The organism is Massilia sp. 01N410 (assembly GCF_056399665.1).
In genome coordinates, this window is the sequence record NZ_JBFTRV010000006.1 from 77,306 (window position 1) to 96,627 (window position 19,322).

At 68.2% G+C, this 19,322-nt stretch carries 20 protein-coding genes; 10 read left to right on the plus strand and 10 right to left on the minus strand.

The features are described from left to right. Nucleotides 1-134 precede the first annotated feature (134 nt). From AC1DOP_RS10055 to AC1DOP_RS10085, 7 genes are all read right to left on the minus strand, one after another. Nucleotides 135-1,520 (minus strand): efflux RND transporter periplasmic adaptor subunit, encoded by a 1,386-nt coding sequence (locus AC1DOP_RS10055; RefSeq protein ID WP_477250894.1) that lies wholly within the window; start codon nt 1,518-1,520, stop codon nt 135-137. Between the two features lie 195 nt (nt 1,521-1,715). Further along, on the minus strand, nt 1,716-3,587 hold the full coding sequence (sppA, locus tag AC1DOP_RS10060) for a signal peptide peptidase SppA (protein ID WP_477250895.1): 1,872 nt from the start codon (nt 3,585-3,587) through the stop codon (nt 1,716-1,718). 21 nt (nt 3,588-3,608) lie between these two features. Next, entirely contained in the window at nt 3,609-5,078 is a 1,470-nt protein-coding gene (locus AC1DOP_RS10065) for a sodium:solute symporter (RefSeq protein WP_477250896.1), read from the minus strand. Nucleotides 5,079-5,187: 109 nt separating this feature from the next. Then, on the minus strand, nt 5,188-5,628 hold the full coding sequence (locus AC1DOP_RS10070) for a hypothetical protein (RefSeq protein ID WP_442121747.1): 441 nt from the start codon (nt 5,626-5,628) through the stop codon (nt 5,188-5,190). A 91-nt stretch (nt 5,629-5,719) separates the two neighbouring features. Beyond that, a complete protein-coding gene (locus tag AC1DOP_RS10075) occupies nt 5,720-7,291 on the minus strand; it encodes an NYN domain-containing protein (RefSeq protein ID WP_477250898.1) in 1,572 nt (523 codons plus the stop codon). A 70-nt stretch (nt 7,292-7,361) separates the two neighbouring features. Beyond that, a complete protein-coding gene (locus AC1DOP_RS10080; RefSeq protein ID WP_442121749.1) occupies nt 7,362-7,946 on the minus strand; it encodes a cysteine dioxygenase family protein in 585 nt (194 codons plus the stop codon). Further along, entirely contained in the window at nt 7,943-8,365 is a 423-nt protein-coding gene (locus AC1DOP_RS10085; protein ID WP_442121750.1) for a DUF1810 domain-containing protein, read from the minus strand. Before AC1DOP_RS10085 ends, AC1DOP_RS10080 begins: the two co-directional genes overlap by 4 nt. A 43-nt stretch (nt 8,366-8,408) precedes the next feature. Here AC1DOP_RS10085 and AC1DOP_RS10090 point away from each other — a divergent pair, with 43 nt between their 5' ends. From AC1DOP_RS10090 to AC1DOP_RS10130, 9 genes are all read left to right on the plus strand, one after another. Further along, nucleotides 8,409-8,618, plus strand: coding sequence for a DUF3820 family protein (locus AC1DOP_RS10090; RefSeq protein ID WP_477250901.1), 210 nt, complete (start codon nt 8,409-8,411; stop codon nt 8,616-8,618). Nucleotides 8,619-8,720: 102 nt separating this feature from the next. Then, nucleotides 8,721-9,422 carry a pirin family protein gene (locus AC1DOP_RS10095; protein ID WP_477250903.1) on the plus strand — a complete coding sequence of 234 codons (702 nt, stop codon included), beginning with the start codon at nt 8,721-8,723 and terminating at the stop codon, nt 9,420-9,422. A 141-nt stretch (nt 9,423-9,563) separates the two neighbouring features. Continuing rightward, nucleotides 9,564-9,947 (plus strand): response regulator transcription factor, encoded by a 384-nt coding sequence (locus AC1DOP_RS10100; RefSeq protein WP_442121753.1) that lies wholly within the window; start codon nt 9,564-9,566, stop codon nt 9,945-9,947. Between the two features lie 26 nt (nt 9,948-9,973). Continuing rightward, nucleotides 9,974-11,098 carry a HEAT repeat domain-containing protein gene (locus AC1DOP_RS10105; protein ID WP_442121754.1) on the plus strand — a complete coding sequence of 375 codons (1,125 nt, stop codon included), beginning with the start codon at nt 9,974-9,976 and terminating at the stop codon, nt 11,096-11,098. Beyond that, nucleotides 11,095-12,507 (plus strand): glycosyltransferase family 2 protein, encoded by a 1,413-nt coding sequence (locus AC1DOP_RS10110; RefSeq protein ID WP_477250905.1) that lies wholly within the window; start codon nt 11,095-11,097, stop codon nt 12,505-12,507. The genes AC1DOP_RS10105 and AC1DOP_RS10110 overlap by 4 nt, the downstream gene beginning before the upstream one ends. Then, nucleotides 12,504-14,228: a hypothetical protein gene (locus AC1DOP_RS10115; RefSeq protein ID WP_477250907.1), complete on the plus strand. Its 1,725-nt coding sequence runs from the start codon at nt 12,504-12,506 to the stop codon at nt 14,226-14,228. The genes AC1DOP_RS10110 and AC1DOP_RS10115 overlap by 4 nt, the downstream gene beginning before the upstream one ends. 136 nt (nt 14,229-14,364) lie before the next feature. Further along, complete coding sequence (locus AC1DOP_RS10120; protein WP_442121757.1) at nt 14,365-14,820, plus strand: nuclear transport factor 2 family protein; 456 nt, start codon at nt 14,365-14,367, stop codon at nt 14,818-14,820. An 8-nt stretch (nt 14,821-14,828) separates the two neighbouring features. Next, nucleotides 14,829-15,479: a methylamine utilization protein gene (locus tag AC1DOP_RS10125; protein ID WP_442121758.1), complete on the plus strand. Its 651-nt coding sequence runs from the start codon at nt 14,829-14,831 to the stop codon at nt 15,477-15,479. Nucleotides 15,480-15,498: 19 nt separating this feature from the next. After that, on the plus strand, nt 15,499-17,808 hold the full coding sequence (locus tag AC1DOP_RS10130) for a putative bifunctional diguanylate cyclase/phosphodiesterase (RefSeq protein ID WP_477250911.1): 2,310 nt from the start codon (nt 15,499-15,501) through the stop codon (nt 17,806-17,808). Nucleotides 17,809-17,818: 10 nt separating this feature from the next. Here AC1DOP_RS10130 and AC1DOP_RS10135 read toward each other — a convergent pair whose 3' ends face one another. Beyond that, nucleotides 17,819-17,989 carry an ATP-dependent Clp protease proteolytic subunit gene (locus tag AC1DOP_RS10135; protein ID WP_477250913.1) on the minus strand — a complete coding sequence of 57 codons (171 nt, stop codon included), beginning with the start codon at nt 17,987-17,989 and terminating at the stop codon, nt 17,819-17,821. Here AC1DOP_RS10135 and AC1DOP_RS10140 point away from each other — a divergent pair. Further along, nucleotides 17,943-18,593, plus strand: a complete 651-nt coding sequence (locus AC1DOP_RS10140; protein WP_477250915.1) for an NUDIX hydrolase — start codon at nt 17,943-17,945, stop codon at nt 18,591-18,593. The two genes, AC1DOP_RS10135 and AC1DOP_RS10140, sit on opposite strands and share 47 nt — an antisense overlap. Here AC1DOP_RS10140 and AC1DOP_RS10145 read toward each other — a convergent pair. Beyond that, nucleotides 18,570-19,145: a putative glycolipid-binding domain-containing protein gene (locus tag AC1DOP_RS10145; RefSeq protein WP_477250917.1), complete on the minus strand. Its 576-nt coding sequence runs from the start codon at nt 19,143-19,145 to the stop codon at nt 18,570-18,572. The two genes, AC1DOP_RS10140 and AC1DOP_RS10145, sit on opposite strands and share 24 nt — an antisense overlap. Then, nucleotides 19,132-19,272, minus strand: a complete 141-nt coding sequence (locus AC1DOP_RS10150) for a hypothetical protein (RefSeq protein ID WP_442121763.1) — start codon at nt 19,270-19,272, stop codon at nt 19,132-19,134. The genes AC1DOP_RS10145 and AC1DOP_RS10150 overlap by 14 nt, the downstream gene beginning before the upstream one ends. Between the last annotated feature and the right edge of the window lie 50 nt (nt 19,273-19,322).

Sequence of the window (19,322 nt, forward strand, 5' to 3'; positions counted from 1 at the left end):
CCCCTCGCTACGCCATGCACGCTGATCACCACGTCGCCCCCGCGAAGGCGGGGGTCCAAGTTCTGCCTGAGCGGTCGAAACGCAGGCAAACTTGGGTTCCCGCCTGCGCGGGAACGACGAGTATTCCATGCTCATCATTGCGCCGCCCCTCCCTGCTGCTGGCGGCGCTGACGGTGTTCGCCCGGCTGGCCCTGAGCGCCCTGCGCCCCGCCCTGTCCACCGCGGCCGCCCGCACCGGCACCGGCCGGACGATCCCCAGGCAAGGTCACCTTGGCCCCATCCTTCAGGCGGTCCGCGCCTTCGGTGATGACGGTCTCGCCGCCTTCCAGACCGCTGACGATCTCGACGCGCTCGGCATTCGCCTGGCCGCGCTTGACGGTGCGCAGCGCGACGGTCTTGTCCTGCGGGTTCAGCACGTAGACGTAGTCGCCGCTGGCGCCGTGGCGCAGGGCCGTCACCGGCACCGTGACCGCGTTCTTGATGGTGTTGATCTGCAGGCGCACGTTCACGAACTGGCTGGGGAAGAGCTTGCCGCTGTCATTGGTGAAGCGGGCCTTGGCGCGCACCGTGCCGGTCTGGGTGTCGACCTGGTTGTCCATCGCCATGAAGCGGCCCTCGGCCAGGCTCTGGGTGCGGGTGCGGTCCAGTGCGATGGCTGGCAGGACCGCGTTCTGGTTAATGCGCTGCTGCAGTTCCGGCAGGTGGTCCTGGGGCACCGCGAATTCGACGTCGATCGGCGACTGCTGGGTGATCACGGCGATGCCGTTGGCGTCGTTTGCGCTCACCAGGTTGCCGATGTCGACGTTGCGCAGGCCGACCCGGCCCGCGATCGGCGCGCGCACCTGGGTGTAGCCGAGGTTGATGCGGGCGATGCCTTCGGCCGCCTTGTCGGTGGTAACGGCACCTTCGAGCTGCTTGACCAGGGCCGCCTGGGTGTCGACGTCCTGGCGCGCGATCGAATCCTGTTCCAGCAGGGTGCGGTAGCGCTGCAGCAGCACGCGCGCGCTTTCCAGCTGGGCTTGGTCGCGCTGGCGCTGGCCGGTCGCCTGCAGCAGGCTCATTTGCGCGGGGCGGGCGTCGATGGTGGCCAGCACCTGGCCTTCCTTGACCAGCTGGCCTTCGGTGAAGGTGATCTTCTGCAGCACGCCGCCGACCTGGGGCCGCACGGTCGCCACCGCCGCCGGGGTCACGGTGCCCAGCGCTTCGAGGGTGATCGGGATATCGCTGCGCTCGGCCTTGCCGACGCCGACCGTGGTGGCCGCCATGCCGCCGCCGCGGCCTCCACGGCCGCCGCCGCCCGGACCGCCGGCGCCCGCGCCGCCCTGCCCCCTCGCGCCGGCGCCCGCACCCGGACCGGCGCCGGCGCCTGCGCCTGCTGGCTGGTGGGTCAGGTGCCAGGCCAGCCAGCCCAGGCCGGCCATCACGAGGATGGCGACGATGGCGCCGATCACGCGCGAACGGCGTGTGCGCTGGGGACGGATGGCTGGCTTTTCCTTATCTGGGGTAACGGTCGGGTTCATGCGAGTCCTTGGCGGCCGAGTGTTCAAATGCACAATAAAAATGACTCCCCGAATGTAGCATGGAGCGCCTTGCCTTTATGTTTCAGAACGTACAGAAGCAAAAACGAAAACGGGCGCGGATCGGCTCCGCGCCCGTGGTAACTGGCTTGCTCAGGCCTACAACTTGTTACAAAGGCTTAACGTTCGTTAAGAGCGTTAAGGAACTTCGCACAGGCAGTGCGTGACCGCCGCGAAAGGCTGGCGGCGCGAGGCCACCTGCGACAGCCAGCCGAGGTCCCTGGCCACCCCGGCGGCGGCGCCGGCCGGCAGCGCGTCCAGGGCCAGGTCGGCCGGCAGCAGGCCCAGCTTGACCTGGACGGTCAGGGTCTGGGCTTCGGACAGGCCCATGCGCTCCAGCAGGCGCGCGAACACGCTTTCCTCGCGCTCGGTGTAGGCGACGCGGAAGTTGCCCTCCAGGTGGGCGCGCTTGGCCGCCGACTGCAGGGCGTCGCCGTAGCTGCCGAGACGGTCGACCAGGCCGCGTTCCTTGGCCTGGCCGCCGGTCCACACGCGGCCCTGGCCGACGGCGTCGATCTTCTCGGGCGTGGTGCGGCGCGCGATCGCGGCCTTGGTGGTGAACTCGTCGTAGATGTGGTTGATGCTGGCCTGGACCACCTGGCCGAAGCGCGGGTCGAGCGGGCGCAGCGGATTGTAGGCGTCGGCCAGCCAGGTGGTGGTCACGCCGGCCGTGTGGATGCCCAGCTTGTCGACCACTTTATCGGCGGTCGGCAGGATCGCGAACACGCCGATCGAGCCGGTCACGGTGTTCGGGTCGGCGATGACTTCGTCGGCCGCCATCGAGATCCAGTAGCCGCCGGACGCCGCCACGTCGCCCATCGACACCACCACCGGCTTGCCGGCGTTGCGGGTCAGTTCCAGCTCGCGGCGGATCAGCTCCGAACCGTAGGCGCTGCCGCCCGGCGAATTGATGCGCAGGACCAGGGCCTTGACCTGCTTGTCTTCGCGCGCGGCGCGGATCATGTTGGCGGTCGTGATGCCGCCCACCATGCCGGGGCCGCCCGTGCCCTCGGTGATGTCGCCGGCGGCGACCACCACGGCCACCGCATCGCCCAGCAGCTTGGGCGGATTGCGCGACAGGTAGTCGTGGAAGGACACCTGGCGGAAGGTCTTGTTGGCCTCGTCCCAGGCGCCGCGCTTGACCATCAGGGCACGCACTTCATCGCGGGTCTTGAGGCCGTCGATCAGCTTGGCGTCCAGCGCCACCTTGCCGGCGTTGCCGTTGGCGGCCGTCATGCGCTGCGGCAGTTCTTCGATGCCCTTCGCGATGCTGCCGGCCGGCAGCCTGCGCGCCTTCTCGACTTCGTTCGTGTAGTTGGTCCACAGGGCGTTGTAGAGGAAGCTGTCGGCCTCCTGCGCCGCCGGCGACGGACCGTTGCCGATGAACGGCTCGGCAAAGCTCTTATAGGTGCCGACCTTCATCAGGTTGACCGTCACGCCGATCTTGTCGAGGGCGTCGCGGTAGTAGTTGCGGTGGCGCCCGAAGCCTTCGATCATCACCATGCCCATCGGGTGCAGGTAGACCTCGTTGGCATGCGAGGCGACCAGGTAGCGCTTCTGGTCGTAGGCCCCGCCCCAGGCCACCACGGTCTTGCCGGCCGCCTTCACGCGCTCGACGGCGGCGCCGATTTCGCGCAGCGAAGCCAGGCCGCCGCCGTCCATCTCGTCGAGCAGCAGCACCACGCTGTCGATATTGCCGTCCTTGGCGGCGGCGTCGAGCACGGTGAGGACGTCGCGCAGTTGAATCAGGCGGCGCGCATTGCCGGACAGGCCGGCCACCAGCGAGTCGCGCACGCTGCCGGCCTTTTCTTCGACCAGCTCGCCCTTCAGGTCCAGCACCAGGGCGGTCTTCGGCGCCAGCGGCTTGATGCCGCCGCCGAAGATCCCCCACAGCAGGAAGATCAGGATCAGCAGGAAGATCAGGTTCAGCACGAAGCGGCGGGTGGCATCGAGGCCGCGCCAGAGCGACCCGAGGCCGCGGCGCAGGGAGGTCATGGGCTTGAATGGCATCGGGAACTCCTTTGAAAGAGGTTAGGCAGCGACGGCAGCGGGCTTGATGGTCGCCCGGCGCGAGATCGCCAGCAAGCCCAGGAACACGAGTGCGCCGTTGACAATAAGCAACTCCAGGCCCAATCGGTAATGGCCCAGCAGATAGTGCTGGTTGTATTCGAGCAGGGCGCACAGGATCGGCGCGCCGATCGTCACCACCGGCACCAGGCGGTCGTTCAGCGTGCGCCTGGTCATCATGCCGAAGGCGAACAGGCCCAGCAGCGGTCCGTAGGTATAGCCGGCCAGCTTCAGGATCACGCCGATCATGCTGGGATTGTCGACCCATTTGAAGAACAGCACCATCAGCAGGAACAGCAGGGCGAATCCGAGGTGGACGTGGCGGCGCAGGCGCTGCTTGCCTTCTTCCGACAGGTCGTCGCGGCGCTTGATGCCGAGGATGTCGATGCAGAAGGTGGAGGTGAGCGCGGTGATGGCACCGTCGGCGCTGGGGAACAGGGCCGAGATCAGGGCGACCAGGAAGATGATCTGCACCGCGGCCGGCAGGTGGCCCATGACCACGGCGGCGAAGATCTTGTCGCCGGTGGCGGTGACGCCGGCGATCGGCGCGTACAGGTAGAGCAGGCCGCCCAGGAACAGGAAGGCGGACAGCACCACCACCAGCACCGCGGTCAGGCTCAGCAGGTTCTTCTGGGAGTCGCCCAGGGTCTTCACGGAGATCGTCTTCTGCATCATCTCCTGGTCCATGCCGGTCATGGTCACGACGATGAAGGCGCCGGCCACGATCTGCTTCAGCCAGAAATTCGGGCTGTCGGCGTCGAAGGTGAACACGCGCGACAGGCCGCGCTCGTGCATCTGCTGCAGGGCCTGCGGGACGGTGAGGTCGAGGTGGCCCAGCATGAACCAGACGCAGGCGAACAGGCCGCCCAGCATGCAGGTGGTCTGCAGGGTGTCGGTCCAGACGATGGTCTTGACACCGCCCTGGTAGGTGTAGAGCAGGATCATGCCGAGGATGACGAAGGTGGTCAGCCAGAACGGCACGCCCAGGCTGTCGAGGATGATGCTCTGCAGGACCGCCACCACCAGGTACAGGCGCGCGGTGGCGCCGAACAGGCGCGACAGGATGAAGAAGCCGGCCCCGCTCTGGTAGGCGCGGCGTCCGAGGCGGCCGTCGAGATAGGTGTAGATCGAGGTCAGCTTGAGCCGGTAGTACAGGGGCAGCAGCAGGTAGACCACGGCGATGTAGCCGAACACATAGCCGATCAGCACCTGGCCATAGCCGAAGGCGTCGATGCCGACCGCGCCCGGCACGCTGATGAAGGTGGCGCCGGACAGCGTGGTGCCGACCATGCCGAAGGCGACCAGCATCCAGTTGCTGCTCTTGTTACCGATGAAGAAGCTGTCGTTGTTGGCGTTGCGCGAAGTCGCCCAGGCGACGCCGAGCAGCAGTGCGAAATAAGCGATGAGGATGCAGAAGAGGAGTGCCGGGGACATCAGGGTTCCGATAATGACGATTGACTAATCGCCGAGCAATATACACCGAAGCTGGGCGATGGACTACCGTCAGCACCCGTCATGCCCGCTTTCGCGGAATGACGGCGGATCAGATCCCCTGCGCCGGCATCCGCTCGAAAGGTCCGATACAAGCCTCCATCGACTCTTCCCGGCACATCACGAAGCGCGCTCCCGACGGGTGAAAGCGCAGGTAGTTGGTGGCGCGGGTGCCGACCTGCATCACTTCGCCCGAGCAGTCCTGCTTGCCGTTGTCCTTGACGACGCGGTCTTCGAGCTTGTAGAAGCCCTTGGCGCTGGGTTTTTCGGCCACCGTGAACTCGCTCTCGGAGACTTCCTGGGCGCTCTTGACCAGCGTGGTGCCGTCGCCGCGGAAGTGGTAGGTCTCGGAGCAGCCGAGCTGGGGGATGCTGAGGACCCAGATCCCGAGCAGCGGATGGGAGGCCGACGGTGCGGCGGCGAACGCAGACGGCGCCGCGAGCGCGGCGGCCAGGGTGGCGGCGGAAACGAGCAGTCCGGTGAGCGGTCGCATGATGTCGGTCCTTTGCGCAAACGGGCAAGCTTGAGAGTGCGTTGTCATTATCACACATCCCCGAGCCTGCCCGGCGCGCGTATGGCCCGGATCAGGCGCCTTCCGGCGTCTTCGGCTTGGCCGGACGGCGGGCGCGCGTGGCCGGCTTGCGCGACGCCTTGTGGGCCGGGCGGGACGACTTCTTGCGCGCCGGCTTGTCGCCCTGGGCCTCCCCCTGTTCTTCGGCCGGCGCCGGATCGGACGGGTCGGCGTCGGTCACGCCGTCGGTGCCGGCTTCGGCGCCGCCATCGATACCGGCCACGGCCTTGTCCAGCGCCACCACGGCGTCAGTGGCGACCGCCGCATTGTCGGCTCCGGCCTCGGGCGCCGCGGCGGCCGTCGCAGCCTGTGCCGCCGCGGATTTGCGCGTGGACGGCTTGCGCGGCGCGCGGCGGCGTTCCTTCACCGGCGCGGCCGGCTGCTCGGCTGCGGTCTCGGCTGCGGCTTCCGGCTGCACCTCCACCGGCGCGGCCGCGGTATCGTCCGCTTCCTCCACCAGATCCGGCGTCGGCGCCGGCCAGGTGGGCATGCCGAGGTCTTCCTGCACGTCTTCCGGCGCAGCCCGGGTATCCGCCACCGGGGCCGCTGCCTGCTCGGCCGCCTGGTCGCGCCCTTTGCGGCCACGACCGCCACGGCGGCGCGACTCGCGTGCCGGTGCAGCAATCGCCGGAATTTCGCTCGGCTGCTCGCCCTGCGTCTCCTCGGCCACGTCGCCGCCGCGCTCCTGCGTCGCGCCATCCAGGGCCGCCATTTCCGGCAGCGGCTCCGCTTCCGGCACGGCGCCGAGTACCTCGATGGGCTGGGCGCTGCGGTAGACATAGGTGCCCGACTTCTCGTCGCGGCCGAATTCGAACAGGCCGCGGGTCTGGGCCTCTTCGAGCAGGTTGCCGAAGGTGCGGAAGCCGTAATAGGTTTCCGAGAAATCCGGACGGCGGCGCTTCAGGGTGTCCTTCAGCAGCGATGCCCAGATCTTGCCGGTGTCGCCGCGCTCGGAGACCAGGGCGTCGAAGGTCTCGACCACCATCTCCAGGGCCTGCAGCTTGCGCGCCTCCATCTCTTCCTTCTTGCGATTGTTCTCGTCGGAAGGACGGCGGCCCTGCTGCGGCTGGCTCTTGCGCTCGTCGCGCTTGGCGGCGGCGCGGCGCACTTCGCGCACCAGGTCGTCGTAGAAGATGAATTCGTCGCAGTTGGCGACCAGCAGGTCGGAGGTCGAATTCTTGACGCCGACGCCGATCACGCGCTTGGCGTTTTCGCGCAGCTTGGAGACCAGCGGCGAGAAGTCGGAGTCGCCCGAGATAATCACGAAGGTATCGACGTGGGCCTTGGTGTAGCACAGGTCGAGGGCGTCCACCACCATGCGGATGTCCGCCGAATTCTTGCCCGACTGGCGCACGTGCGGAATTTCGATCAGCTCGAAGTTCGCTTCATGCATCGTGGCCTTGAAGCCCTTGTAACGGTCCCAGTCGCAATAGGCTTTCTTGACCACGATGCTGCCCTTGAGCAGCAGGCGTTCGAGGACGGGCTTGATGTCGAATTTTTCGTAATTCGCATCGCGCACGCCGAGTGCGACGTTCTCGAAGTCGCAGAACACCGCCATGCTGATGTTTTCTGAAGATGAAGCCATGTGTTGTTAGTGAGAATGTGTTGTTGGGCAAGCTATTCGGCGGATTATACGCAACAACGGGAAATCCACCTCAGCTCGCACGACTGGGCAGCAGGCAGGAGGCGTAGGGACTGACGAAAGGCGTGACCCGACCATCCGTTTCCCAGCGCGAGCGGGTGATGGCGGCAATGTCGGCCCCGTAGACGTGAATGCTGACCGAGGTGCCGCCGGCAAGCGCATTCGATACGCGATGTATATCACCGACGCTGGGTGATACGAAATCGATATCACCGGGTTCCAGCTCATGCACGTGGCCGGGAACCAGCGACCCGCCCGGCCGGGCTGGAAGGCCGAACTCCTCGCAGCGCTCCCTCCCCCTCAGCACACCGACCATGCCCCACACCGTGTGGTCATGGATGGGCGTGCCCTGACCCGGCCCCCACACCATGGCCGACACCGAGAAGCGTCCCGCCGGATCGCGGTGCAGCAGGTGGATGCGGTAGTTGGCCGGGTCGGGCTCGGTGAGCGCAGCGGGCAGCCAATCGTCGTGCGCGATCAGGCCGGCCAGCAAGGCGCGGCCGTCGCGGAAGATCGTGGCTTCGTCGGCGCCGCCGTCGACCAGCCCCGTCAGGCCGTCCACGAAAATCGCCAGGGGATCCGGAATTCTCGCGTTCATGCCAGCCTCTCGACGGTGGCGTGATCGGGCTCGCCGCCGAAGAAGCGGTCGAGGCAGGTCTGGAAGATCGCCTCGTCCGGGGCGACGTCGGCGAACAGGGTCATACTGGAGTGGAATTTCATGTTGTCGGGATCGCCGAAGATCTCGTCGACATTGCGATCCTGGTGCATCGCGACCGCGGAGGCGCACTCGCGCAGGCGCTTGCCCAGCACCGGGTGGGCCAGGTAGGCCGCGGCCTCGTCGGCGGAGCGGATCGCGTAGCGCTGCGCCATCCCGCTGCGTCCCAACCCTTCCAGCTGCGGGAAGACGAACCACATCCAGTGGCTGCGCTTGCGCCCGGCGCGCAGTTCGGCGAGCGCGGTGGCGTAGACGTCGTGCTGGGCGTCCACGAAGCGTTGCAGGTCGTAGTCGGTGTCCATGCTGCTTTCCTCCTCGCGGTCATGCTACTACACTGGCGGCACCATGAAACCCGAACACCTGCAACTCCTCCTCATCCGCGAAATGCCCTTCGGTAAATACCAGGGCAAGAAGATCGCGGACCTTCCCGGCCACTACCTCGCCTGGTTCGCGCGCGAAGGCTTTCCCCGTGGCGAGCTGGGCGAGCTGCTCGAACTGATGTACGAGATCGATCACAACGCCCTGCGCGGGCTGCTGGATCCGTTAAAACGTTAATAATCGATTTTTTCGATCATAGCCCGCAAAACTACTCGTTTTTCTTCCCGGTGCGGCCTCGCTATACTGGCTTCCATCGAGAACACACACAGGGAGCAAATCATGATCGAAATTCGCAAAAGTGAAGACCGCGGCGACGCCAACCACGGCTGGCTGAAATCGAAACACAGCTTTTCCTTCGCCGACTACTACGATCCGCGCCACGTCGGCTTCGGCCCGCTGCGCGTGATCAACGAAGACCGTGTCGCCGCAGGCGCCGGCTTCGGCACCCACGGCCACCGCGACATGGAGATCATCTCCTACGTGCTGGACGGCGCGCTGGAGCACAAGGACAGCATGGGCACCGGTTCGGTCCTGCACTACGGCGACGTCCAGCGCATGAGCGCCGGCAGCGGCGTGCGGCACAGCGAGTTCAACGGTTCGCAGACCGAGCCGGTGCACTTCCTGCAGATCTGGATCCAGCCGAGCGTGCAGGGCATCCCGCCGAGCTACGAAGAGAAGCACTTCGACAGGGATGAGAAACTGGGCAGGCTGCGCCTGATCGCTTCCAGCGACGGCCGCGAAGGCTCGGTGCTGATCCACCAGGACGCCTCGCTGTACGCGGCGATCCTGAACGGCGAGGACAAGCTGGAGCACGCCCTGCAGCGCGGACGCCTCGGCTATGCGCACGTGATCCGCGGCCAGGTCGAGGTGAATGGCGTCGCCTTGAAAGGCGGCGACGCCGTCAAGATCGGCGACGAGGAAAGCATCAGCTTCGCGAACGCCGACGCCGCCGAACTGCTGTTGTTCGACCTGCCGCGTTAATCCCTGCTCGGCAGGCTGGCCACCCTGGTGGTCGGCCTGCCAAGGGTAGTCGCATGCAGGCCACACAGCGGCGTCCGGAAAGGGCTTGTTGTCCCGGCTCGGTATAGAATCAGGCCTCAGAGCAACTTTTCCGCCCTTTTCATGAGCGCACAACCCACCGTCCTCGTCGTCGAGGACGACGCCCACATCGCCCACGTCCTCACCTTCATGCTGGAACGCCAAGGCTACCTGGTGACCCACGTCGCCGACGGCCGCGCCGCGACCGCGCACGTGCTCGGCAATCCGGCGCCGGACCTGGTGCTGCTGGACGTGATGCTGCCCTATGTGGACGGGTTCGAGATCGTGGGCCTGATCCGCGCCCAGGCCGGCTGGCAGGAAACCCCGGTCATCATGCTGACCGCCAAGAACACCGAACGCGACACCGTGCGCGCGCTCGATGCCGGCGCCGACGATTTCATCATCAAGCCCTTCCAGCCCCAGGAATTGCTGGCGCGCCTGCGCCGCTTCCTCAAGACCGCGGCCTGACGGCGCGGCCTCTCCGCGCTCTGTCCGTGAGGTTTCCCACGCTTGCGACCGCGCCCGGCTTCGGCGCGCCCTCCGATCCGATCCTGGCGGCGGCCTTCTGGACCGGCATCGCCGCCCTGCTGCTGACCCTCCTGCTCGGCCTGCAGATCGTGCGCCTGCGCATCTCGCTGCGCGCGCGCGAACGGCGCCGCGCACGCACCTTGGCGCGCTGGCGGCCGTTGCTGAACGCCGCCATCGTCGGCGACGGCCCGCAGGAACTGCCACGCCTGCTCGCCTCCGAACGCCTGCACTTCATCAAGCTGTGGGTGCACCTGCAGTCCTCGCTGCGCGGCGAGGCCGGCGCCGCCCTCAACGCCATCGCGCGCCGCATGGGCCTCGACGCCGAAGCGCGCGCCATGCTGGGCCGGCGCGCCCGCACCGAGCGCCTGCTGGCGGCCCTGATGCTGGGCCACCTGGGCGACCGCGAAGCCTGGCCCCAACTGCTGCGCCTGGCCGGCCTGGACGACCCGACCCTGTCGCTGACCGCGCTGTGGGCGCTGGTGCGGATCGATCCCGAGGCCGCGGCCGAATACCTGACCCCGCTCTTCGTCGAACGCGAGGACTGGGCCATGTCGCACGTGGCCGGCATCCTGCAACAAGCCGGCACGCCGGTGGCGGCGGTGCTGGCCGGGATGCTGCCGCGCCTGAATCCCGATCGCCTGCCGCGCGCCCTGCGCATCGCCGAGGCCCTGCGCGTCGAGCTGCCGGCCGCGACCCTGGCCGGCGCGCTGGCCAACGACGCCGTCGCCGTGGTCACCGCCGCCCTGCGCATCGTGAACACGCCGCTGCTGCAGGGCCAGGTGCGCGCCCTGCTGGCGCACGCGGACTGGCAGGTGCGGGTGCAGGCCGCCAAGGCCCTGGGCCGCATCGGCGACCGCGGCGACGTCGAGCGCCTGGCGGACCTGCTGGCCGACCGCGAATGGTGGGTGCGCTACCGCGCCGCCCAGGCGCTGGCCGCGCTGCCCTGGCTGAAGCGCGCCGACCTCGACGCCCTGCACGCCTCGCTGGAAGACCGCTACGCGGCCGACATGCTGGCCCAGGTGGTGGCCGAGCAGGACGCCGCCAATGCGAAGCAAGAGACGCCGGCCGGCCCGGCAATGGAGGGCGCATGAACACCCACCACCTGCTGGTCCAGTTCGTCACCTGGTTCGTGCTGTGCTACTTCATCCTGCTGAACGGCGGCTACCTGCTCCTCAACCTGCTGTCGCTGCGCACCCTGCACCGCAAGGGCCAGGAAGAGATGCTGGACGACCTGCCGCGCGCCTATTCCGGCCTCGAGCCGCCGGTCAGCATCCTGGTGCCGGCGTATAACGAGGAAGCGAGCATCGCCGCTTCGGTGCGCTCGATGCTGCAGCTGACCTATTCCGAATACGAGGTCGTGGTGGTCAACGACGGCTCGAAGGACGGCACGCTGGAGGTGCTGAAGCGCGAATTCGGCCTGCTGCCTTTCCCGGAAGCCTACCGCCGTCAGATTCCCACCAGGGAGATCCGCGCGATCTACCGCTCGACGCGCTTCCCGAACCTGCGCGTGATCGACAAGTTCAACGGCGGCAAGGCCGACTCGCTGAATGCCGGCATCAATGCCGCGCGCTATCCGCTGTTCTGCGGCGTCGACGCCGACTCGGTCCTGCAGCGCGACAGCCTGGAACGCGTGACCCAGCCTTTCCTGCGCGACCCGACCGTGGTCGCCACCGGCGGCACCATCCGCATCGCCAACGGCTGCGAAGTCAGCGGCGGCTTCCTGACCCGGGTGGGCCTGCCGCGCAATCCCTGGGCCCTGCTCCAGGTGGTCGAATACCTGCGCGCCTTCCTGTTCGGCCGCCTCGGCTGGTCTGCCGTGAACGGCATGCTGATCATCTCTGGTGCCTTCGGCGTGTTCCGCAAGGATGCCGTGGTCAGCGTCGGCGGCTACCGCCCCGACACCATCGGCGAGGACATGGAACTGATCGTGCGCCTGCACCGCCTGCTGCGCGCGCGGCGCCAGCCCTACCGCATCGAATTCGTGCCCGATCCCGTGTGCTGGACCGAGGCGCCGGAAGACTTCAAGACCCTGAAGAACCAGCGGATCCGCTGGCAGCGCGGCCTGGCCGAGAGCCTGAACGCCAACTGGGGCCTGATGTTCTCGCGCAACGGCGGCGTGCCCGGCTGGCTGGCCTTCCCGTTCATGCTGCTGTTCGAGTGGCTGGGACCCCTGGTCGAAGTGGGCGGCTACCTGTTCATGATCGTCTCCTTCCTGACCGGCGACATCTCCTGGCAGGCCTTCTCGACCTTCATGTTCGTGGCGATCGGGCTGGGCATCCTGCTGTCCGCCTCCGGCCTGCTGCTGGAAGAGATGTCCTTCCACATCTACCCGCGCGGCAAGCAGCTGCTGGCCCTGGGCGTGGTGGTGCTGGTCGAGAACCTCGGCTACCGCCAGCTGAACACCTGGTGGCGCCTGGTCGGCCTGTTCCGCTGGGCGATGCAAAAGGAAGCGACCTGGGGCACCATGGCGCGCAAGGGCAGCTTCGCGGACAAGCCGTGATCGCGCGCGCCCTGATGCTGTCCCTGTTCGCGATGAGCGCTCCCGCCCATGCCGCCTGGTTGCACCTGTGCCCGCAAAGCGCCGCAGCGGCTGCCGCGCCGTCGGCCACGCCGTTTGGCGATACTGTCGGCGCCGACGGCGCGCGCCTGCGCTGGCAGGCCGACAGCCAGGCCGCACACCCCGGCTGCACCAGCATCGCCCTGCCGGCCGGCGCCCGGGTCGAGACCCTGTTCCCGCTCGGCCCCACCGAAGCCATCGAGCACACCATCCTGCTGCACGGCCGCGTGCGCGAAGGCCGCTTTGCGGTCAGCGAGCACCTGCTGCCCTCTTCGCGCCCCGGCGTCCAGAAGCCCGGCATCATGCCGCTGCGCGCCAACCTGCTGGAGCGCATGCAGGCGCGCGCCTTCGGGGTGGAGGAGCGGGTCAATCTCAAGCTCGAGGGCGGCCGGCTGACCGTCGACTGCGGCGCCGGCACCCGGTCGGCCGGGGTGCTGCTCGGCGGCCCCTGGTTCCTGCCGCGCGCGCGCCTGCGCCTGGCGGCCTCGTATGCGGGCGGCGCCGGCTTCTCGCTGCAGGCCGCCGACGGCGTCCGCGCCGCGCGCGAAACCGCATTGGATCTGGGCGAACTGCCCGCGCATCCGGCCGCCGCCTCGCCGCAGATCTTCACGCCGGCGCTGCCGGACACCCTGGACCGCGCAAGCTGGAAGCACTTCGTCCTGCAATGCCCGGCCCAGCCAGCCAGCCTGGCGCTGGACTATCTGGCCATCGAACCCGATCCCTCACCGACCGCCCGGCCGGCGGCCCGCTCGACCTGGGTCTGGAAGGCAGCCGACTGGAGCGAGCATGGCGCCGCGCTGCTGGACTGGGCCGCGGCGCAGCGGGTGCGCGAGCTGTTCGTCAGCGTGCCGTTCAGGAACGAGGCGGTCCGGGAACCGGCGCGCCTGGCCGCCTTCGTCCGGCGTGCGAACGCGCGCGACATCCGCGTGCTGAGCGTGGACGGCGACCCGCATATGGTGCTGCCCGAGCAGCAGCCGGCGCTGGCGCGCATGGTGCGCGCCTACCTGAACTACAACGCCGGCGTCGAACCGGCCGCGCGCCTGGCCGGCCTGCAGTTCGACGTCGAACCCTACCTGCTACCCGATTATCAGCTTTTGGAGCGCGGCGCCGGCAAGGTCGACTGGGACGCGCGCTACCTGGCGATGGCGCACACCCTGCGCGAGGCGGCCGGCAGCCTGCACCTGGAGCTGGTGGTGCCCTTCTGGTGGGATGGCAAGACCGCCCTGCTGGACGGCCTGGCACCGCTGGTCGATACCCTCGCCGTGATGGATTACCGCACCGATCCGGCCCAGGTGAGCGAATTCGCCATGCCCTTCCTCGATTGGGGCGCGCGCCATGGCAGGCAGGTGCGCATCGCGCTGGAAGCCGGCGGGATCGCCGCCGAAACCCAGCGCCGCTACGTGCGCGCCCAGGCGGGCGAAGCGGCCGGCCTGCTGCGCCTGAAGGTCGGCGGCCAGCAGGTGCTGGCCCTGCTGCGCGAACCCGTGGCCGCGGCGGCGGACGCCGAGGCGTTCCGCCTGCAATCGACCCGCGAGATCGACGGCAGCGCCACCAGCTTCCACCGGGATAAACAATCCCTGCTGCGCCTTCTCCCGGCACTGGAATCCGACTTCAGCGCCTGGGATGACGCCTTCGGCGGCATCGCCCTGCATGAGCTGCGTTGATGCCGCGTCAAACCATCGCGCGAGTATTTACGGCCTGAAAACAACGCTTCCCATCGTGTATAGAACACCATCTTCTTTCCGTGTATTATTAATTTCCGGTAATAAATACAAACCAGATCACGCCAAGGAGAGGCTCATGACGTTCCGGAAACTCAAGCAAGGCTGCATGACGCTGGCCCTGGTCCTGGCCTGCCTGCCGGCCACGCAGGCGGTCGCGGGTCCGCTGGACGAAGCCAAGGCGCGCGCCCACCTCGACGCCGTCGCCGCCGGCGACCTCGAGGCCCTGATGAAGGACTATCCCGAGGATGCCTATATGGAATGGGTCGGCGGCCCGCTCGACGGCCGCTACCGCGGCAAGGAAGCGATCCGCGCCGTCTGGCAGAAATTCATCGCGGTCAACGAGGGCAAGCCCCGTCCCGCCACCTTCGGCAAGCTGAGCGCCTTCGCCAATCCGAAGGGCGCCTCGGTGCAGCAGCGCGCCGACTACGGCGGCAAGCTGCCGCTCAAGGTCCTGCACGTCCTGACCTACCGCGACGGCGAACTCACCACCGAACTCTGGCAGATCGCTCCTGCCATGCAGCTCGACCAATAAGGACGCCGATGTTCCTGCGCGCGTCCCTGCCGGCCCTGCTGGTCGTCCTCGGCTTGCCGCTGGCATCAAGCGCGGCCGGCGCCACCCTGGACGCGCGGGTGGCGACGCCGGCCGGCAAGCCGGTGCCCGGCGCCGTCGTGGTGCTCGAACCGCTCGCGGGCGCCGTACCGGCGGCAAAGAACCGCCCGCATGCCGTGATCGAGCAGCGCGGCGCCGAATTTTCTCCCTGGGTGACGGTCGTGCAGACCGGCACCGCGGTCGACTTCCCGAACAACGACACGGTCCGCCACCACGTCTACTCCTTCTCCCAGCCCAAGCGCTTCGAGATCAAGCTCTATGCCGGCAAGCCGGGCCAGCCCATCACTTTCGACAAGCCGGGCGAGGTCGTCATCGGCTGCAATATCCACGACTGGATGGAAGCCTATGTGCTGGTGGTGGAGTCGCCGTATTTCGGCAAGACCGGGCCGGACGGCCAGGTCCGCATCGCCAACCTGCCGGCCGGGCGCTACCGCCTGCAGCTCTGGCATCCGCTGCAGAAGGCGCAGGCGGCGGCCAGTGAGATCGAACTCGCGGCCGCCCCGGCCAGGCTGAACCTGGTACTGGACGCGCGGGCGCGCGAGCCCAAGCCGCACACGGCGATCGACCAGGACAGTTACTGAAACAAAGGAAGCATCGTTCATGGGTCTCACCTCGCTCCAGCGCCGCATCGTCCTCGTGTTCGTGGGCCTGCTGGTGCTCGTCATGGGCCTGGTGCTGACCCTGGTGCGCGAGAGCAGCGCGCGCATCGTCGGCAGCGAAGGCAGCAACGGCCTGGTGGTGGGTGCCAAGGTGTTCCAGCGCCTGCTCGACCAGAACCAGCGCCAGCTGGAGACGGCGGCCGGCGTGCTGTCCGCCGACTTCGCCTTCCGCGAAGCGATCGCGACCCAGGACCAGCCCACCATGCGCTCGGTGATCCGCAACCACGGCCAGCGCATCCACGCCCAGGTCATGATGGTGGCCGACACCAGCGGCGCCCTGATCGCCAGCTCCCAGCGCGAAACCGCCGCCGGCGACGCCTTCCCCTTCCCCGACCTGCTGCTCGAGGCCGAATCCAGCGGACGCAGCGCCGGTTTCCGCCAGATGCGCAATGGCCAGCTCTACCAGGTGGTGCTGGTGCCGATCATGGCGCCGCGCCGCATCGCCTGGGTGGCGATGGCCTTCCGGGTCGACGACGGCTGGGCGCGCGACATGGCCGAGGTGACCGGACTGGCCGTGCACGTGGTGCGCTTCGGCGCGCGCGGCCCGGTCCTGCTGGCCTCGTCCTTCGATGCGAAGCAGCGCGCCGCGCTGAGCCTGGGCGGCCTGCCGGCGGCCGGCCGGCAGGCCCTGCTCGACGCCGGCGGCGAAACCTGGCGCACCATGCGCCTGCCGCTGGACGGCGCCATGCAGGCCGTGCTGCAGCTGCCGGTTTCGACGGTGGAGGCGCCGTTCAGCCAGTTGCTGCAGCGCCTGCTGTGGGTGGTCGGCATCGCGATCCTGGTGTTCGCGCTGGGCAGCATCACGCTGGCGCGGCGCATCGTCAAGCCGCTCGAAGAACTGTCGGCGGCCGCGCACCGCATCGCCCAGGGCGACTACGGCCAGGCGCTGCCGGCCCTGCCCCAGGACGAGATCGGCCGGCTGGCCACCAGCTTCGCCCACATGCGCGACGGCATCGCCAGCCGCGAGGAACGCATCGTGCGCCTGGCCTACGTGGACGGCCTGACGGACCTGCCGAACCGCACCCGCTTCCTCGAGACCTTCGCGCGCCTGCCGGCCGGCATCTCGCGTGCGGTGGCGGTGCTCAACATCGACCGCTTCGCGATGATCAACAATGCGCTCGGCTACCAGGTCGGCGACCGCCTGCTGCGCGAAGTCGGCGAACGCATCTCCAGGCTGGAACGGCCGCCGCTGATGGTGGCGCGGCTGTGGGGCGACCACTTCGCCTTCCTGCTCGAGATCGAGACCGAGGATTGCGCACGCGGCTTTGCCCGTGCGGTGCTGGAGCAGCTGCACGATCCGATCACGCTGGACGGGCAGCGACTCGACATCGGCGGCAGCATCGGCATCGCCCTGTATCCGCAGGATGGTACGGACGCCGGCACCCTGCTGCGGCGCGCCGAACTGGCGCTGGCGGCGGCCAAGCGGCGCCGCTCGGGCCTGGCCTTCGCCCACGAGGCGGGCGCGGAGCCGGCGCCGGAGCAGCTGTACCTGATCGGCGACATGCGCGCCGCGATGGCGAACGGCGAATTCCTGCTGGCCTACCAGCCCAAGCTGGACCTGGTGAGCGGCCGCGTCAATGCCGCCGAAGCGCTGCTGCGCTGGCGCCGTCCGGGCAGCGGCATGGTCGCGCCGGGAAGCTTCATCCCCTTCGCCGAGCAGACCGGCTTCATCCGCGAGATCACGCCCTGGGTGCTGGACGCCGCCATCCGCCAGCTGGCGCAATGGCAGGCGCAGGGCCTGGACATCGCGGTCTCGGCCAACCTGTCGACCCTTGACCTGCTGGATCCGGAACTGCCGCGGCGCGTGAAGGCCCTGCTCGAGTTCCACCGCGTACCGCCGGCGCGCCTGTGCCTGGAGATCACCGAGAGCGCCCTGATGGACGAGCCGGCGCTGGCCCTGTCCCACCTGAACGCGCTGGCGGCGCTCGGGGTGAAACTCTCGATCGACGACTACGGCGTCGGCCAGGCCTCGCTGGCCTACCTGAAAAGCCTGCCGGTGAATGAACTGAAACTGGACCGCAGCTTCGTCACCGCGATCGCCGACTCGCCGCGCAACGCCGCCATCGTGAAATCGACCATCATGCTCAGCCACGCGCTGGGGCTGTCGGTGGTGGCGGAAGGCGTCGAGACCGCCGAGGAACTGGACTGGCTGCGCGCCAACGGCTGCGACGTCGGCCAGGGCTACCGCATCTCGAAGCCCATCATGGCCGCGGAGCTCGCGGACTGGATGGCCTGCAACGCCGCCATTTGAATCGAACGACTCAGGCGCGGCAATTGAGTACGCGGTCGATCAGTCCATATGCCACGCCCTGGCTGGTCGCCATGTAATTGTCGCGGTCGGAGTCCGTTTCGATCCGCTCGAACGGCCGGCCTGCCGAGGACGTCGTGCAGCACCAGTCGATCGACCGCCCGCGGCGCCGCTTCCAGGCCACGATCAACGGCCGGGATCTGCCGGCGATGGCGAGCCTGCTGGCGGCGGAGCAGCCGGTGTCCGTGCGCGAAGCGCCTGCCAACGACACCTCCTATGCGCAGGCGCTGGCGGCCTGGGTCCCCGACAGCGGCGTCCATTACAATATGCGGCCGCTTACATCCGCCGAAACCGCCATGACCAGACGCCTCCACATTGCCGCCGCCCTGCTCCTGAACGCCGAAGGAAAAACGCTCTTGGTGCGCAAGCGCGGCACCGCCGCCTTCATGCAGCCCGGCGGGAAGATCGAAGCGGATGAGCGTCCCGAAGACGCGCTCGGCAGGGAGTTGAAGGAAGAGCTGGATATCGATGCCGATATCGCACGGGCGCGCTTTCTTGGCCGGTTCAGCGCGCCGGCCGCGAACGAGCCGGGCTTCGAGGTGTGCTGCGAGCTGTATGAGATCCGGGTGGATCCTCCGGTCATGCCCGCGGCCGAGATCGAAGAGGCGGTCTGGGTCGATGCCGATTCCGCGACGGCTCTCGAACTCGCCCCGCTGACCCGCGATCACGTGCTGCCCCTGTACCGGCGAAGGCTCGGCGGTCGCCTAGGCCTCGATACGGTCGAATAGGCCGGGATAGCGCAGGACGAGATCGTCCTCGTCCACATCCAGTTCGGCCTGGAAGTCGCTGCCGATTCCTTCGTACAGGACACGGCCCGGCGCGATGCGGGTATAGGCCTGCCGCGCCGGCGCACAGTCCAGCGTGGGAATATGCACATACGCCACCTCGATGACCGTGCGCCCGGCCAGCGCCCTGCCGAGGCGGCGCAAGGGCAAGGTATTGGTGAAGCAGCTGGCGGTCAGGTCGACATCGATGGCGCCGTCGAGTGCTTCAAGCGGCTGGCCGGCGCCATCGGTCCAGCGGCCCTGCCCGTCGCCCAGCAGGACCAGTCCGCCGCCGTCGATGCTGTCCACGCTCAGCCTGCGCACGCGCCAAGCGGCATCGCAGAGGATGCTGTAGCGCACGGCGTAGGGTTCGCCGAAACGCCCGCCGAAGCGCTCGCCAATGATCATGCCATCCGCGCTCACACCGCGCTCGTCCGCGCGCAGCAGCAGGTGTTCCAGGCCGTGGCCCTCGACGGCCTTCCAGCGGACTACCCGGGGCGGCTCAGGCGAGCGCATAGGCGAGGGTCACCGCCACCACCAGCACGCTTGCGGCGATGAGCGAGCTGCGCACGGCCCTGCTGCGCCGCGCGGCGACGTTCAGCGCGACTTCGGCACCTGCCTGGAAGAGAAGGTCGAGGATCATGGCGTCGGATTCGTCGATAATGGAATGGATGACAACTTAACACGAACGCA

Excerpts from the sequence above, each read along its gene's own strand:
- AC1DOP_RS10095 (WP_477250903.1), top strand. The coding sequence starts at position 8,721 with ATGATCGAAATTCGCAAAAGTGAAGACCGCGGCGACGCCAACCACGGC.
- AC1DOP_RS10120 (WP_442121757.1), top strand. The coding sequence starts at position 14,365 with ATGACGTTCCGGAAACTCAAGCAAGGCTGCATGACGCTGGCCCTGGTC.
- AC1DOP_RS10055 (WP_477250894.1), bottom strand. The coding sequence starts at position 1,520 with ATGAACCCGACCGTTACCCCAGATAAGGAAAAGCCAGCCATCCGTCCC.
- AC1DOP_RS10125 (WP_442121758.1), top strand. The coding sequence starts at position 14,829 with ATGTTCCTGCGCGCGTCCCTGCCGGCCCTGCTGGTCGTCCTCGGCTTG.
- AC1DOP_RS10070 (WP_442121747.1), bottom strand. The coding sequence starts at position 5,628 with ATGCGACCGCTCACCGGACTGCTCGTTTCCGCCGCCACCCTGGCCGCC.
- AC1DOP_RS10085 (WP_442121750.1), bottom strand. The coding sequence starts at position 8,365 with ATGGACACCGACTACGACCTGCAACGCTTCGTGGACGCCCAGCACGAC.
- AC1DOP_RS10110 (WP_477250905.1), top strand. The coding sequence starts at position 11,095 with ATGAACACCCACCACCTGCTGGTCCAGTTCGTCACCTGGTTCGTGCTG.
- AC1DOP_RS10090 (WP_477250901.1), top strand. The coding sequence starts at position 8,409 with ATGAAACCCGAACACCTGCAACTCCTCCTCATCCGCGAAATGCCCTTC.
- AC1DOP_RS10065 (WP_477250896.1), bottom strand. The coding sequence starts at position 5,078 with ATGTCCCCGGCACTCCTCTTCTGCATCCTCATCGCTTATTTCGCACTG.
- AC1DOP_RS10080 (WP_442121749.1), bottom strand. The coding sequence starts at position 7,946 with ATGAACGCGAGAATTCCGGATCCCCTGGCGATTTTCGTGGACGGCCTG.
- AC1DOP_RS10145 (WP_477250917.1), bottom strand. The coding sequence starts at position 19,145 with ATGCGCTCGCCTGAGCCGCCCCGGGTAGTCCGCTGGAAGGCCGTCGAG.
- AC1DOP_RS10130 (WP_477250911.1), top strand. The coding sequence starts at position 15,499 with ATGGGTCTCACCTCGCTCCAGCGCCGCATCGTCCTCGTGTTCGTGGGC.
- AC1DOP_RS10150 (WP_442121763.1), bottom strand. The coding sequence starts at position 19,272 with ATGATCCTCGACCTTCTCTTCCAGGCAGGTGCCGAAGTCGCGCTGAAC.
- AC1DOP_RS10075 (WP_477250898.1), bottom strand. The coding sequence starts at position 7,291 with ATGGCTTCATCTTCAGAAAACATCAGCATGGCGGTGTTCTGCGACTTC.
- sppA (WP_477250895.1), bottom strand. The coding sequence starts at position 3,587 with ATGCCATTCAAGCCCATGACCTCCCTGCGCCGCGGCCTCGGGTCGCTC.
- AC1DOP_RS10100 (WP_442121753.1), top strand. The coding sequence starts at position 9,564 with ATGAGCGCACAACCCACCGTCCTCGTCGTCGAGGACGACGCCCACATC.